Origin of the sequence: Enterococcus sp. 2STP (genome assembly GCF_032465635.1) — a bacterium.
Classification (GTDB): Bacteria; Bacillota; Bacilli; order Lactobacillales; family Enterococcaceae; genus Enterococcus_B; species Enterococcus_B lactis.
The window spans coordinates 115,759-130,948 of record NZ_JAWDJH010000019.1; the positions used below are offsets into that span (position 1 = coordinate 115,759).

Here is a 15,190-nt window from a genome sequence, read left to right on the forward strand (position 1 = left end):
ATAGTTTCCACCTTAACAGTTTTATTTTCTATCCATTTTACATGAGAAATTTCTCATGAACAAGCACAAATCAACTATTTCCTTACTTCTTTTTGTTATGATTAAATAAAAGGAAAGGGAGAGATGAATCTATGAAAATGGCTCACACATGTGTTCGAGTGAAAGATCTTGAAGCATCAATCGAATTTTATCAAAAGGCATTTGGTTTTGAAGAAAGCCGCCGCCGTGATTTTCCAGAAAACAAATTTACACTTGTTTATTTGACACTTCCTGGGGATGACTATGAATTAGAGTTGACTTATAACTACGATCATGGTGCCTATGATTTAGGAAATGGTTATGGTCATATCGCTATTGCAGCTGATGATTTAGAAAAATTACATGAACAGCATAAAGCTGCAGGTCTTGAAATTACTGACTTAAAAGGATTACCTGGCACTGCGCCTTCTTACTACTTTGTCATTGACCCTGATGGTTATAAAATCGAAGTCATCCGAGGATAGTTAGTAGGGGGCATTTTGCTCTTGATTGAACAAAAAACAAACGCCAATAATTAAAATGAGACGCAAACTTTCTTTAAATTGAAAAAGTTTGCGTCTTTTTTTAACAACTATTGTAGCTATAAGGCTGCCACTCTACACTTATTTATTTTTAGTTCATTTGAAAGAAATCAAATAAACGAGGTACCCTTAGAAAACAAAACTGCTTTTCCTCCTATTATCACACGATCTTCTTTTAATTCACACTCTAGATACCCGCCCCTTGATGACATTTGGTAAGCTGACAATTTTGTTTTACTCATTCTTTTTGCCCAATAAGGAATAAGATTAGAATGTGCTGATCCACATACTGGATCTTCATTGATTGTTAATTTTGGAAAGAAGGTTCTAGAAACAAAGTCTTCTTGTACACTTTCTGCTGTCACGATGACCCCTATTCCTAAATCAAAATTTTTGATACTTGTGAAATCTGGCTGCAATTTAGCCACTGTTTTTTCATCTTCTAATACGAAAAATAAATCACGTGCTAAGTAGGCTTCTTTAATCTTAGCCCCAATCGCTTCTTCATATTCAGACAATATCGGTACTTTTTTTGGCATAATACTAGGAAAATCCATGTAATAATAATCTTCAATTCTTGTCACAAATAGATTACCGCTTTGAGTAGAAAATTTAATCGTTTCATCAAGTATTTTGTAATAGTTAAATAAAACAAATGCTGTTGCTAATGTCGCGTGACCGCAAAGATTGATCTCTCGATCTGGCGTAAACCATCTAAGCTCAAATCCTTGATTTTTCTTCACTGTAAATGCTGTTTCAGATAAATTGTTTTCAATGGCAATTTTTTGCATCGTACCTTCTGGCAGCCATTCTTCTAGAACATACACTGCTGCTGGATTTCCTTTGAACACCTCATCTGCAAATGCATCAACTACGTAATAATCTAAGTTCATTTTAAAGATCCTCTCTCTAATTTGTTATAAATATATTCTGCACAGCAAAGATCTTCAACAGCTAGACCAACTGCGTCGAAAATCGTCGGACTCGATTCTCCTTTGTAAAATGTTTTTTTCCCAGAAACTAATTCGCCTAATGTACCAACAATACAAGATTCCTCTAAATCTCCTTCTGACATGGCTATAAGTAGGTCTCCGCTTTCTGTTAAGGCAGCTGAGTAATCATCTACATAGATTTGAGAAGTTTCCATCAATGGTGTACTTATCTCTCTTGTATCAGGAGTAAACGTGCCCACAGCATTGATATGTGCGTCTTCCCTTACCCACTCTTTTTGAAGAAATGCCTCTTTACTAGGGGTCAACGTACAAATGATTTCCGCTGAGCGTACTGCATCTTCTACTGATATTGCATTTATAAACGTCATTTTAGGATACTGATTTTTAGCATTAGCGATAAAAGCATTTCGTCTTTCTTCTAAAATATCGTAAACAAACACTGTAGTGATGCGACGAATGGTAGAAATCGCAGCCAAATGCGACAATGCTTGTTGACCAGCTCCAATTAAAGCAAGTGTTTCTGCATGCTGATCTGCTAAGTAATCTGTTGCTAGCGCAGATACAGCAGCTGTTCGAATCCAAGTGACTGCATTTGCGTTTATCAATGCTCTGGGTAGTCCGTTTTGAGCATCAAACAAGAAAATCTCTCCTAAATGAGAAGGTAAATGATACTGATGATTATCCGGGAAAGCGGTAATGACTTTTGTTCCAAAATATCTATTCTCTCCCAAATAGGCAGGCATCATCGCAAACACATTTTTGTCTTTTCCGTCCGGTAAAATTTCCACCAATCGAGGATTTTGGCTGATTTTACCACTTTCATAATCAAAGAAACATTTTTTCATTACTTGGATCGCTTCTTCAAAACTAAAAGAAGCTACTACTTCCTCAAAATTAATAATTTTCATAGACAATTCCCTCCTCACAAAAGATTAACTTCTAAAATCAATACAATCAATGGTAAAATTGTATGGTATACAATTTTAAGGAGTGGAGAAAATGCCTATTAATTCTTATGACAACTACCCGTTAACTTGGCGGCCAGACAAACAAAAATTGAAGCGTCCTTATTATCGATCGTTGATTCAACAATTAGAACAAGATATTTTAAAGAATAAATTACAGAAAAACACTCAGTTACCCTCCCAAAGAGAGCTAGCTGATTATTTAGATTTAAATTTTACTACCGTTGGCAAGGCTTATAAATACGGAATTGAGAAAGGTTTGCTGTATACGAATATTGGAAGTGGCACTTTTATTTCTCCCAATGTCTTTGAATCCATTACCATCTCTACCAATGAAGTAACCGAACATATCATTGATTTTGGTCTGGTTAGTTCTTTTGAAGAATGTAATAAATTCGTTGTCCCGTTTATTCAATCAACTGGTAATAACCCAAATCTTGTTGGTTTGCTTAATTACCAAGATCCCAAAGGCACAAATTTTCAATTGACTACTGCAGCAAATTGGTTAAAAACTCAAGGAGTCATTCCGTCTTTAGAATCTCTGTCTATTGTTTCCGGTGTTCAAAATGGATTGGCTATCACACTTTCTGCACTTTTCTCTCCAGGTGATAGAATAGCAACAGACCGATATACGTACGCTAATTTCATTGAATTGGCTCAATTATATCATTTAGAGATCGTTCCAATTGATTTTGACGAGCAAGGAATGCGACCTGATATATTGATTCAGGAATGTAGAAAAAAGAAGATCCATGGTGTCTTTCTTATGCCTTCTTGCAATAATCCTATAGGGTTTCAAATCTCTCACCAAAGACGAGAGCAATTAGCCGAAGTAATTGAAAAAGAAGGTCTATGGGTTATCGAAGATGATATCCATTCTTTTTTAACAACTTATTATCAACATAAGATTATTCCTCCTTTCCAAAAATTGTTACCTAACCAAACAATCTACTTAGCTGGAATGACAAAATTTATTTGTTCTGGATTGCGAGTTGCTTATCTTGTAGCTCCAGTACATGTCCAAAGCAAGATAGAACAAGCAATTTTTAATATAAATGTGAAAACTTCTGGATTAGATGTGGAGGTCATCACTCAAATCCTCCATTCAAATGAAGCAAATAGAATCTTAGAAACTAAATTAAATCTTACGAAAAGAGCTAATCAGCTTTTTGATTCTCTTTTCAAAGTAGAAAAACCAACGAATCGTGTTCCTTATTATCGAATTCTTTCAGTTGATCCTGAGATTGATCCTAAGAGGATTGAGAATGACTTTCTGTCTAACGGCATCCGACTCTATCATTCCCGACGCTTTACTACGCGAGCACAACCGGATGCATTCGTTCGTATTTCCCTATCTTCAAACAACCTTGAGATTTTAGCTTCTGGACTAAGTATCGTAAAAGAAAAAATAAAAAAATATGAATTATAATCTATTGATAAATAAAGGAATCATAGCTGATTGATTCCTTTCGATAAAAAAGAGGCACTACCCGAAGTTCAACAACGGATAGTGCCTCAAAAAGCAAATGAACATTTTGCACTTAAAGTAACCAAACAGCAAAAAAATTTGTCTTATATTTTATTTTCTTATTTTGCTAGATCACTAGATTTCTGTCAGAAGATGAAATTATCCAATCATGACACTTTCTTCTGGATATTTGTATTTTGATTGAGTTCTTTGTGCTTTTGTCATCAGAGAGAAGACCACAGTCAATACCCCAACTCGTCCAATGTACATAAGCGCTATAATGATCAATTTCCCTATTGCAGTCAAGTCTGGCGTCAATCCCATCGTAAGTCCTACTGTTCCAAATGCAGAGAAGACCTCAAAAGCAATATATTCGATGCCAGAAGTTTTAGGTATCGTTTCAGTCACTGATAAAATCATGATGGCGACTACACACAGTGTCAACGTGATAAAAAACAACGTGAGTGCTCGCAACACTGCGCCTTGACGGATTGTACGGCCAAATGCTTCCGCTCTCGTACGTCCTTTAAGCATCGAACGCATCTGGATCAGCAACACACCTAACGTAGTTGTTTTCAATCCGCCGGCAGTCGACCCAGATGTTCCGCCAATGTACATCAAAAACATCGTTAAGATCAGACCGGCATGACTCATATGGAGATAATCAACTGAATAATATCCAGCCGTTCTAGGTGTTACACTCATAAAAAAAGTATTTGCCAATCGTTGAAACATATTCCCTTCCACTAATGTTGCCCCATTGTGTTCTGTGAAAAAGAACACAACGAAACCGCCTAATAAAAGGGTACCTGTAACGGTTAATGCGATTTTTGAATGAATCGTCATCTTCTTTTTCTGATGATATTCCAATAAGTCACGCCAGACGATAAAGCCTAATCCGCCAGAAATGATCAAAGCAGATACCACCATGATCAAATAAACATTTTGCTGGTGATTGGCTAAACTGTCTCCTAACAAATCAAACCCTGCATTACAAAAACTAGAGATTGCGTGGAACAAACTGTACCAGATCCCTTTCAACCAGCCAAATTCAGGCACGAATACAAAAGATAAAGCAATCGTACCAATCAATTGGATCACAAAGGCCAATTTCAGGATGTAAAGCATGAGCTTCATCACACCTGATACTTCTTCTAGATTTAGCGCTTCTTTTAATATGATACGTGTGCTGAGACTGACTTTTTTCTTTATCAATGCAAAGCATAGAATCGGAACCATCATAAAGCCAAGACCGCCAATCTCAATCAAAAGCATGATCAAAAACTGACCAGCACTGTTCCAATGTTCTGCTGTATTCAATGTCGTCAATCCCGTCACGCAGACGGCAGAAGTTGCAGTGAAAAGCGCATCGATAAAATTTGTCCCATGCCCACTATTACTAAAAAATGGCAGGGTAAGTAGGCCGCCGCCAACTAAAATCAGGAGAAAAAATCCTAATGCGAGAAGCTGAACGGCCGGCAAGCGTTTCTTTATTTGTTTGTTTTGTTTAATCATCGTTTTCCTCTTTTAAAAAAGGATACCACTTAGTCAGTGGTACCCATATTTTTTACTTTGATCAACCTTGTTACTTCTGCGCGCTCGTTTTCTTCTAGCTTCATACGAATATAATAGATCGTTTCTTCTAATTGAGGGATCGTCATATACTCTAATGCATTGACTCGCCGACGTGTCTTTTCGATCTCACTTGCCATTAGCTGACAAGTTTTTTCGATTTCTGTCAGTTCCAAAAGTTTTGGAAGCAAGGTAGTAAACCGATCGATTGACCGATCCAGTTCGGCACTGGAATTCAAATACCCGTATTCCAAAGGGGTGTCTGTCAGCTGTTCATCATATTCAAAATTCATCACAGGTACTTTTACACTCATGATATTTTTGTCTACGATAGATAAATCAACGTTTTCCGCCGGCAAAGCAAACAATTCTTCGATGAAAGGTTCCGTGATTGAAGCATTTGCCAATACAAAATCAGACATTGCTTCTGTCATGGACTCTTCCATTTCTTGACGCAGTTGGTTGTTCTTTCGAATCAACAGAATGAATTGACGCATCAGTTCATCTTGCTTATCTTTTAATAATTTATGCCCTCTTGCGGCAGTTGTCAACTGTTTTTTCAATCGGGTCAATTCCATGCGGGTCGGATTCACATTCAATCGTGCCATCAGAACTCACTTCCCTTCTGGCAGATATTTGTCCAGCATGTCGTCTTTGATTCGTTTTAATTCGGTTCTTGGCAACATCGATAGCAGTTCCCACCCTAGATCAAGTGTTTCAGTAATCGAACGGTTCGTGTAGAATCCTTGATTGACATATTCTTTTTCAAACCGCTCAGCAAACTTCGCATAAATCTTGTCTACATCAGATAAAGCAGATTCTCCTAAAACTACGGCTAATTCTTTTGCCTGTTTTCCTTGTGCATAGGCTGCAAAAAGCTGATTCATCGTAGCCGCATGGTCTTCTCTTGTCTTTCCGGGTCCAGTTCCTTTATCTTTTAACCGCGAAAGAGACGGAAGTACATCAATTGGTGGTTGTATCCCACTCTTGTAAAGCTCTCTAGTCAAGATGATCTGGCCTTCTGTAATATAACCAGTCAAGTCAGGGATCGGATGAGTCTTATCGTCTTCTGGCATTGTTAAAATCGGAATTTGAGTAACTGATCCTTTTAGTCCGCGGATCCTTCCTGCTCGTTCGAACAAAGTAGCTAAGTTCGTGTAAAGATACCCAGGATAGCCTCTTCTTCCTGGAACTTCTCGCCGTGCTGCAGAAATCTCTCGCAATGCCTCTGCATAGTTGGTCATGTCTGTCATGATAACCAATACATGCATTCCTTTTTCATAAGCAAGATATTCTGCAGCAGTCAAAGCCATACGAGGAGTAGCAATACGTTCGATTGCAGGGTCGTTTGCTAAATTCATGAACATGACAGAACGGTCGATTGCACCAGTTTGTCGAAAATCTTCCATGAAAAATTCTGCTTCTTCAAAAGTGATCCCAATAGCAGCAAAGACTACGGCGAAATCATCTGATGAATCAAGTACCGTTGCTTGTCGCGCGATCTGAGCAGCTAATTCTTTGTGAGGAAGACCAGAACCAGAAAATACTGGTAATTTTTGTCCACGAACTAATGTGTTCAAATGATCGATTGCAGAGATTCCTGTTTGGATAAACTCATCTGGATAATCCCGAGCTACTGGATTGATTACTTCTCCGTTAATATCCAAATACTTTTCAGGCAGGATTTCTGGTCCATTATCTTTTGGACGTCCCAAGCCATCGAATACTCGACCGATCATGTCTTCCGATACACCTAGTTCTAAAGGATGTCCTAAAAATCGTACAGAAGAGTCACGTAAATTGATTCCACTTGTTCCTTCAAATATTTGGACCATTGCTTTATCTTCTTGGACTTCCAATACTTGTCCACGACGAATCTCGCCATTTTGCATACGGACTTCGATTAATTCTTCATATTTGACACCAGCAACTTTTTCAACCGCCATCAATGGACCGACGACTTCACCGATCGTACGATATTCTTTAATCATTGCTCATGCCTCCTTCTGAAACGATTGTTTGCATCGTTTGCTTGATTTCACCGATAATTTGATCTAGTTTTTCTAATTCTGTTTCCGGGATATATTTGCTTCGTCCGATTCTTTCACGAATCGATACGGTACCGTCCATGATCTCACTTAAATAAGCACCTAACGACAACGCATGCCGTCCTTCTTCACCAAAGGTCAAGATCATCTTCAACATTTTGAATTGTTTCTCTCTTGAAGTGAATGTATCGACATCATCAAAAGCATTTTGCTGCAAATAATCTTCACGAATGGATTTTGCCACTTCTAATGTCAGACGATCATTATCTGAAAGGGAATCAATCCCTACCAAACGCACGATTTCATTCAGCTGCTGTTCTTCCTGCAAAATACGCATACCCTCAGTGACCATGGATGCCCAGTCAGCTTGAAGGATATGATCCATGTACTTCCCTACTTCTGTTGAATAAAGAGAATAACTTTGGATCCAATCGATCGAAGGAAAATGTCTTTTTTGGGCTAAAGTCGAATCAAGTCCCCAGAATACTTTTACGACCCGCAATGTATTTTGTGTGACTGGTTCCGAAATATCTCCTCCAGAAGGCGATACAGCACTGATTGCGGTTATACTTCCTTCGCGACCTTCTGATCCTAAAGCAATGACTCTTCCAGATCGTTCATAGTATTCCGCAAGACGGGAACCAAGATAAGCTGGATAACCTTCATCACCAGGCATTTCTTCCAAACGTCCGCTCATCTCACGAAGTGCTTCTGCCCATCGCGAAGTGGAGTCTGCCATGATAGCAACGTCATAACCCATGTCACGGAAATATTCCGCAATCGTGATTCCCGTATAGATAGAAGCTTCTCGAGCCGCTACTGGCATGTTAGATGTATTGGCAATCAATACCGTACGTTCCATCAACGATTCTCCTGTATTAGGGTCAATCAATTCAGGGAATTCATTTAAAACATCCGTCATCTCATTTCCGCGTTCACCGCATCCCACATAAACGACCATGTCCACATCGGCCCATTTTGCGATTTGATGCTGAACGACTGTTTTTCCTGCACCAAATGGACCAGGAACAGCTGCTGCTCCCCCCTTTGTCACTGGGAAGAACGTATCGATCACTCGCTGTCCGGTGATCATCGGTGCATCAGGGTTTAATTTTTCTTTGATTGGCCGACTACGTCTGACTGGCCATTTTTGGAGCATCGTCAAGTTTTTGTCACCATTTTCAGTTTCAACGACACATACGGTTTCATCAATAGTGAACGACCCTTTTTCGATTGTTTTGATCGTACCTTTTATCCCATTTGGCACCATGATTTTGTGTTTGATAACTTTTGTTTCTTCTACTATTCCAATCACATCGCCAGCACTAATCGTTTCTCCGGCTTCTAATGTGGGTTCGAACCACCATTTTTTCTCATGATCCAATGCAGGCAATTGGACTCCCCGTCCTAAGAAATTACTTTGTGTGATTTCCATAAAGGTATCTAATGGCCGTTGGATTCCGTCAAACATTTGTGAAATGATCCCTGGTCCTAATTCAACAGATAAAGCTTCACCAGTAGAGCGAACCGGTTCGCCTGGACCAATTCCAGAAGTCTCTTCATATACTTGAATAGACGCCACATCGCCACGCATCTCGATAATTTCTCCGATAACTCCTAGATCTCCCACTAGACACATGTCTTGGATACTGGCATCAGACATGTTCTCAGCCATTACAAGAGGTCCGGAGACTTTTATGATTTTTCCAATTTGCAAAATTTCTATCTCCTTTTCATACTATAAGATATTTTGACCTACTGCTTTTTCTACGTTCTTTTGAATTTCTTCCAGCCCAATCCCTAATGATCCTTGATGGTTGGGAATCAATACGATAGCAGGTATCATTTGTTCCTTGTAACGTTCGATCGTTTCTGGGCTCAGTGCTGCACATTGCTCCGTGACATAAATCACGCCATATTCATTCTTTGCCATTTCTTCAATTGCCTGACGAACGGTCTGCTTGGTTGTACCGTAACGAACATCGAAGCCAAACAATTTGAATGGCAAAACAGAATCTTTGTCGCCAACTACACCGATCTTATGCGTCATAGACTTGTCTCACCCGCTTTCTGATTGTTTCTGGTTCGAAATGGCTTCTTTTGCCGATAACCAGTAAACGAAGGTTTTTGCTTTCTACCTCTTTTGCGTTCAAAAAAGCTAGTAATGGCAGTGGTCCGAAAGCCTGGGTTTGTGCTTCTTGATACAATGAACTTAGATAATCATCTTTCAACTGTTCAAGCTTTACGAGATCAAGATTTCCCTCACGGATGACAGGACGCAGAAACTCAGCATAATCTGTCTCTAATAGAAAGTTCGTGTAAGCTTCCATGTCTTTATCTACAAAGTTCAAAAATACTTCTTTTTCGATACTTCCCGAACTGGAAAGCACCGTCGTCATGAACCCATATGTTCTTTTCTGCAATATTCCTCGAGCCATCGTTGTGATATTCGTCAAGTCAATAAAAGCAATGACTTCTTTCAGCAATTCTTGATATCCTAGCTTATCGGCAAGCCGTCGCTGTTCAGTCAAAAACTGCCGATCATAGATCACATCGATTCCCTGAAGAATGGTAGACTCTTCAAAATAATCGCGGACTTCTCGTATACTATCCATAATACTTTCAGGGAGTTCATTTGAAACTTGCGTATGAATGGCATCCTTCAAGGTTTCTAATGAATAAAACCCATCGTCGATATACAAATGGTCCAGATTTTGATTTGTCATCTCGGCTTTTGTCAAAACCTTCAGATTATGGAAAGTATAACGCATCGTATAGATCCAAACGATTTCAGGCTCCGGTGCTGATTCCTTTAACCAGCGAAATAGACGGCTCTGCTCCTTTAAAAGATTCTGTTCGAAGTCATATTCATATCCGTCATAGATATATGGACTGTAAATCGTGGATTTCAATATTTCACCAAGTGCTTCGACAGAATTGGTTTGAATCATCCGTTCAAATGTCTCATTGGACAAAAGTTCAAGCTCTCTTCCGCGAATCAAGGGATTTAGTTCGTGGTATTCCATACACTGATCCCTCCTTATTCGAATAATTGATTGGCAATCTCAAAACTCATCGTTCCTTGGATATCTTGTACAAGGCTGCTGAAAAGAAAATTATACTGAACTCCTTGATCGTTTATCAGAAACCCAGCTTGACCAGCAACAGATTCATCACTTAAAACCATCGTAAAGGGAAGTTCATTGTTCCATTCATCCAGCAATGTCTGAGAAAGATAAGCTGCTGATTTTTCTCCAGCAATGAATGTTACTTTGCCTGTCAAAGGTAATGAATACAATGAATTTTTGATAAACTGGATTTGTTCAGATTCATCCCAATTCTCCATTTCAGCTATTGCATCTGCAAACAATCGTCGTAAAAATTCCTGCTTCGCGTTCAAATTTTCTTGTCGTACTTCTACTTGTTGGCGATTCCTAAGCTGACGGTATTTTTTTTCAAGTAATTCGATTTGTTTTTCTTTTTGTTTTTGATGTTCTGTTTCGATTTGCGTACGTTTTTGTTCAAAGTTTTGATCGATCTTCATTCGCTCTTCTTGCTCTAACGCCGCTCTTTCTTGCTCTGCTGCTTCATTCATCTGAGAGATGATTTTTTCAATGGCGTTCATCTGCTTTTCCTCCTTTATGCTTAGGCATTCAATACTAATAGGAAGGAAATAACGAAACCTAAAATCGCATATGTTTCAACCATCGCAGCAAAAATGATTCCTTTTGTAGCATGTTCAGGTTTTTTCGCTAAAATTTGGATACCTGCTGCTGCAACTTTCCCTTGGGCGATACCTGAAAACAAGCCTGTAAAAGCAATCGGCAGAGAAGCGCCTAAAAAGTTCAATCCTTGTACAACTGACATATCATTTCCTAAATTGATAAAAATCAAAAAGGCGATAACGAATCCATACAACCCTTGCGTACCTGGAAGCAATTGCAGAATCAGAGCCTGTCCGAATTTTTCGGGTTGACTTGTTGTTAACGCTGCTGCTGCCTCACCTGTCATTCCAACACCTTTAGCTGAACCGATTCCTGAAAAAATCGTCGCTGTTGCCATCGCTAATACTGCAAATACCATTCCACCATTTTGACTAATTAAGTAATCCATCATTGTATAAAAATCCTCCAATTATTTATTGTTTTTTTTCTTATGATTGATGTTGACGTATTTTTCCGCCGTTTTCAGCGGGTCAAAGGCACGTCCGCCTCCTGTATAAAATTTCCCAAAAAATTCGACATACTGCAATCGTGCGCCATGGACATAGGCACTCAACAGTGTCAAAAACATATTCAGTGCGTGTAAAGCGATGATCAAAAGGATCCCTACACTGAATCGAGCGGCTGGCGGCATGAAAGCAACTAGCATATTGAATGCCGCGCCAATACTTCCGCCTGAAATACCTAGTGCCATCAAACGTGTATAACTGACTAAATCACCGATATAACCCGTCAATCCGTAAAGATTATACGCTCCTTTGGCAGCACCCTTGACTTTAGACGGCGATTGGATAATCGGCACGATTAAGATACATAAAGCAGCAATGATCGATAGCCCCGCGCCAAGATAAACAAATGCTGTATTTTTTATCAACATGACACCAATCAATGCAATAACGATCCCAATCAGGATCCCTTGCCAGGCAAATCCATCACTGACAGCACTCAAGTAATCTTTTCTCCTGATATTTTCCTTTGCTGCCACGAATAACCCAACCAAGATCTGTATCAGACCGAAAATCACGGATAAAATCAAAATCGTATTGACGTCATCCGTCGTAGATAGGATTGGGAAAGGCAAGCGGATGCCAAATAGTTCTTTTGGTAATGCCTGTCCGAAAAATGAACTGTAGATCAATCCCCAGATGATCGATGGTACCGAGAGAATCTCAAAGAATTTTACGAAACGTTTCATCCCGCGTGGTAAAACAAATAGTTTTTGAGCTAGTATTGTCCCAATGAGCATCAGCAATCCGTAACCAACATCTGCGACCATCATCCCGAAGAAGACAAGATAAAATGGTGTCATCCAAGGCGTTGGATCTACTTCTTCATATTTTGGCAGACTGTACATTTCAGTCAGCAATTCAAAAGGTTCGATAAGCGGATGGTTTTTCAATTTAGTAGGGACTTCCTGCTGAATCTCTTCTGAGTTTGGTGTTTCGAAACTAATATATATATCTTCTTCTGATACAGTTTCGGTTAACACATGCATCAAATTCTGTTTTTCTTCTGCATCTACCCAACCTTGCAAAACGATCAGATAAGTCGCATGGATAAACCGTTCTTTTACTTTTTCCCGTTCTGCAACGGCAAGTGTGACTTCTTCTACCCATTCAAATTCTTGGATATAGCCGCTGCACTGACCTAACGCTGTCGTTATCTTCTTTTGGTGCTCGTGAACAACGGACAATTGCTGTTTGGTTTCTTGCAGTTTTTCTTTAGGATTTTGTTCATAAGGATACGTTTCTTTATTGAACCCGTATTTCCCAGCAATTTCTTCTATAGCAGCAGCTGATTTTTTTAAAGCAACATACGAAAGATAAACTTGTTTTGGCGTATAATCTATTTCTTCCATATAAACGTCATCAAGCTTACTTAGTTCTTCCTTGAAACTTTCAAAATTTGCTGCACTCACAGTCCCCATCTCAAAAATGGTCGTCTTACTGGCATACATACTTGGAGCAATATCCAGCTGTTGCCAATGAAGAAGCCATTCTTCCTCTTCTTCTAAACGATCACGTTTTTCAGTTAGCTGTTCCCACTTTTCTTTTAAATCGAGGACTTCTTCTAATTTATTCATGAAATTTTCTTCGGAATAATTTGCTTCCAAGTCTTGTAAGGAAAGTTCTTGACGTTTCAAATGGAGTTTCTTTTGACGGCTATCGCCGTGGTGTTGTATGAATTGGATAGCTTCTTGGATGTCTTTCAGCCGATTGCCTAAAGCGCTTAATTTTGCTTCTTTATCAATAATCGTGGTATCTGGAAAATATTTTTCTACCCACTGGTTGTTTGTTCTATTTTGATACAGATCCCGGATTTCAACATTTTGGATTCCTTGTACTGCTTGTAAAATCCTCTCCTGATTTCTTTTATCTGAAATGAGGGTCACTTTTTCCATCTTAGTGACGGCCATAAGTTTCTTTCACCCTTTCAATGATTGCACCGATTGCTTGACTCTGATGCTTTTGATATTGGTCTTTCAAAGTAGCTTGCACCTTGTCTGCTTCTGCTTTCAATTTTATTTTTTCTTTTTCTAATTCTTGCTTTTCGAATTGTTCTTTTTCTTCTACCAACTGTTTCAGCTGTTGCCGATTGTTCGTTTGGATTATTTCCAATTCTTGCTCTTTTTCTTCTGCATAGGTCTTCAACTGCTGCCGTAGGGTTCGGGCACGCTTCTCATTTTCTTCTTCTGCTTTTCGGATTTGTTCCAAAGCTTCTAACACTTGCTTCACTTCCTTTCGATTTAAAAAAGAGGTACATGCTTTCTTTTTTCATTGAAAGTATGTACCTCTAAAGATAACTTAGTATAGGCAGGCCCCTTCAATAAAATGTCCTTCTCACCCCTTGAAGAACTAGATCCTTGAAGCTTACGCCCAACCTTTTTATTTCTGCTTACTTTTTATTATAACAAATTAAGCAATATTTTCAACTATCGTCATGAATTTCACACGAAAATTCTCTTTACAGATAGTAACACAGCAAGAACAGATAAGTATAGGGGCAAGTCTTACATAGTTTAAATTTTTTTAAATCCTTGTTACAATTAGTCTACTTTAGGGGGAATAAAAATGAAACCAATCATCGGCATTGCCGGGAATCAACTGATTCGAGCGACAGATACTTTCCAAGGAAATCAAGTAAGCTATACACCGCAGGGATTTGTGGATGCAGTTTTAGATGCTCAAGGATTACCTCTTATTCTGCCAGTCATGTCTCCAGATTCAGCGCCTCAACTAATTGAGAAAATCGACAAACTCATTCTTGCAGGCGGTCAGGATGTTAGTCCGCAACTTTACATGGAAGACCCTCATCCAAAACTGACGGAAACAAATATTCAACGAGACCAATTCGAACAGGCATTGATCTTGGAATCATTGAAACAAAGAAAACCGATTTTTGCAGTCTGCCGAGGATTTCAACTATTGAATGTCGTGTTGGAGGGAACACTTTATCAAGATCTTTCATTATATCCAAAATGGTCCGTAAAACACGAACAACAGCCCACCGCCCCTCAGTTTGCGACTCACGAAGTCAAAATCGTTTCGGACAGTTTATTAAGTGACCTTCTCCCTGATTCATACTTTGTGAATTCCTATCATCATCAGGCAGTCAAAGATCTTTCTCCTTTGTTAAAAGCCATCGCCTTTTCCAACGATGGACTCATTGAAGCAGTCCAAAGTAAAGATAATATGCACAAAATCCTTGGTGTCCAATGGCATCCGGAACTTTCTCATCGTGTAGTTTCATCTGAACAGCGTTTATTCGATTTCTTTGTGAATGAATTTTAATCGTTTTTCTGATTAGGTCGTGAGCCTGCCGTTTAACTCTGAGTCACAAGGAGCAATTTCAAAAAACAGCTTCTCATGTTTGTTGGATATTGTGACTTGTGACCGAGGAGT

At 39.0% G+C, this 15,190-nt stretch carries 15 protein-coding genes and 1 other annotated feature; of the genes, 3 read left to right on the forward strand and 12 right to left on the reverse strand.

What is annotated here, in order from left to right; all coding sequences use genetic code 11:
- Positions 1-131 precede the first annotated feature (131 nt).
- The gene (locus RWU19_RS08240; RefSeq protein ID WP_002308538.1) at positions 132-503 is read left to right on the forward strand and encodes a VOC family protein; all 372 of its coding nucleotides are present in this window, start codon (positions 132-134) and stop codon (positions 501-503) included.
- 167 nt (positions 504-670) lie between these two features.
- Here the strand turns inward: RWU19_RS08240 and RWU19_RS08245 are convergent, their stop codons facing one another.
- Together RWU19_RS08245 and RWU19_RS08250 are read right to left on the reverse strand one after the other, a co-directional pair.
- Entirely contained in the window at positions 671-1,453 is a 783-nt protein-coding gene (locus tag RWU19_RS08245) for a PhzF family phenazine biosynthesis protein (protein ID WP_065772910.1), read from the reverse strand.
- Positions 1,450-2,421 (reverse strand): ornithine cyclodeaminase family protein, encoded by a 972-nt coding sequence (locus tag RWU19_RS08250; protein ID WP_002292838.1) that lies wholly within the window; start codon positions 2,419-2,421, stop codon positions 1,450-1,452. The genes RWU19_RS08245 and RWU19_RS08250 overlap by 4 nt, the downstream gene beginning before the upstream one ends.
- A 91-nt stretch (positions 2,422-2,512) precedes the next feature.
- Between RWU19_RS08250 and RWU19_RS08255 the strand changes: the two genes are divergently transcribed.
- Entirely contained in the window at positions 2,513-3,907 is a 1,395-nt protein-coding gene (locus RWU19_RS08255) for a PLP-dependent aminotransferase family protein (RefSeq protein ID WP_123837909.1), read from the forward strand.
- Positions 3,908-4,105: 198 nt separating this feature from the next.
- Here RWU19_RS08255 and RWU19_RS08260 read toward each other — a convergent pair whose 3' ends face one another.
- Genes RWU19_RS08260 through RWU19_RS08305 form a run of 10 tightly spaced genes read right to left on the reverse strand, consistent with a single transcriptional unit; the run spans position 4,106 to position 14,023 of the window.
- Positions 4,106-5,461, reverse strand: coding sequence for a TrkH family potassium uptake protein (locus RWU19_RS08260; protein WP_002334872.1), 1,356 nt, complete (start codon positions 5,459-5,461; stop codon positions 4,106-4,108).
- Positions 5,462-5,490: 29 nt separating this feature from the next.
- The gene (locus RWU19_RS08265) at positions 5,491-6,126 is read right to left on the reverse strand and encodes a V-type ATP synthase subunit D (RefSeq protein WP_123837910.1); all 636 of its coding nucleotides are present in this window, start codon (positions 6,124-6,126) and stop codon (positions 5,491-5,493) included.
- 6 nt (positions 6,127-6,132) lie between these two features.
- Positions 6,133-7,509 carry a V-type ATP synthase subunit B gene (locus RWU19_RS08270; RefSeq protein ID WP_002313473.1) on the reverse strand — a complete coding sequence of 459 codons (1,377 nt, stop codon included), beginning with the start codon at positions 7,507-7,509 and terminating at the stop codon, positions 6,133-6,135.
- On the reverse strand, positions 7,502-9,283 hold the full coding sequence (locus tag RWU19_RS08275; RefSeq protein WP_316002731.1) for a V-type ATP synthase subunit A: 1,782 nt from the start codon (positions 9,281-9,283) through the stop codon (positions 7,502-7,504). Before RWU19_RS08275 ends, RWU19_RS08270 begins: the two co-directional genes overlap by 8 nt.
- Before the next feature lie 21 nt (positions 9,284-9,304).
- The gene (locus RWU19_RS08280) at positions 9,305-9,616 is read right to left on the reverse strand and encodes a V-type ATP synthase subunit F (protein WP_002292844.1); all 312 of its coding nucleotides are present in this window, start codon (positions 9,614-9,616) and stop codon (positions 9,305-9,307) included.
- On the reverse strand, positions 9,606-10,592 hold the full coding sequence (locus RWU19_RS08285) for a V-type ATPase subunit (protein WP_002344455.1): 987 nt from the start codon (positions 10,590-10,592) through the stop codon (positions 9,606-9,608). The genes RWU19_RS08280 and RWU19_RS08285 overlap by 11 nt, the downstream gene beginning before the upstream one ends.
- A gap of 14 nt (positions 10,593-10,606) precedes the next feature.
- Complete coding sequence (locus RWU19_RS08290) at positions 10,607-11,191, reverse strand: V-type ATP synthase subunit E (protein ID WP_002308528.1); 585 nt, start codon at positions 11,189-11,191, stop codon at positions 10,607-10,609.
- A 20-nt stretch (positions 11,192-11,211) separates the two neighbouring features.
- A complete protein-coding gene (locus RWU19_RS08295) occupies positions 11,212-11,682 on the reverse strand; it encodes a V-type ATP synthase subunit K (protein WP_002292848.1) in 471 nt (156 codons plus the stop codon).
- Positions 11,683-11,700: 18 nt separating this feature from the next.
- The gene (locus RWU19_RS08300; RefSeq protein ID WP_123837911.1) at positions 11,701-13,704 is read right to left on the reverse strand and encodes a V-type ATP synthase subunit I; all 2,004 of its coding nucleotides are present in this window, start codon (positions 13,702-13,704) and stop codon (positions 11,701-11,703) included.
- Positions 13,691-14,023, reverse strand: coding sequence for a hypothetical protein (locus RWU19_RS08305; RefSeq protein WP_123837912.1), 333 nt, complete (start codon positions 14,021-14,023; stop codon positions 13,691-13,693). The genes RWU19_RS08300 and RWU19_RS08305 overlap by 14 nt, the downstream gene beginning before the upstream one ends.
- A 99-nt stretch (positions 14,024-14,122) precedes the next feature.
- Positions 14,123-14,170 (reverse strand) — a sequence feature (sodium ion sensor (DUF1646 type); this cis-regulatory element may regulate processes involved in with the transportation of sodium ions).
- 189 nt (positions 14,171-14,359) lie between these two features.
- On the opposite strand from RWU19_RS08305, the gene RWU19_RS08310 reads away from it, so the two are divergent.
- Positions 14,360-15,079, forward strand: a complete 720-nt coding sequence (locus RWU19_RS08310; RefSeq protein ID WP_316002732.1) for a gamma-glutamyl-gamma-aminobutyrate hydrolase family protein — start codon at positions 14,360-14,362, stop codon at positions 15,077-15,079.
- The last annotated feature ends 111 nt before the right edge of the window (positions 15,080-15,190 follow it).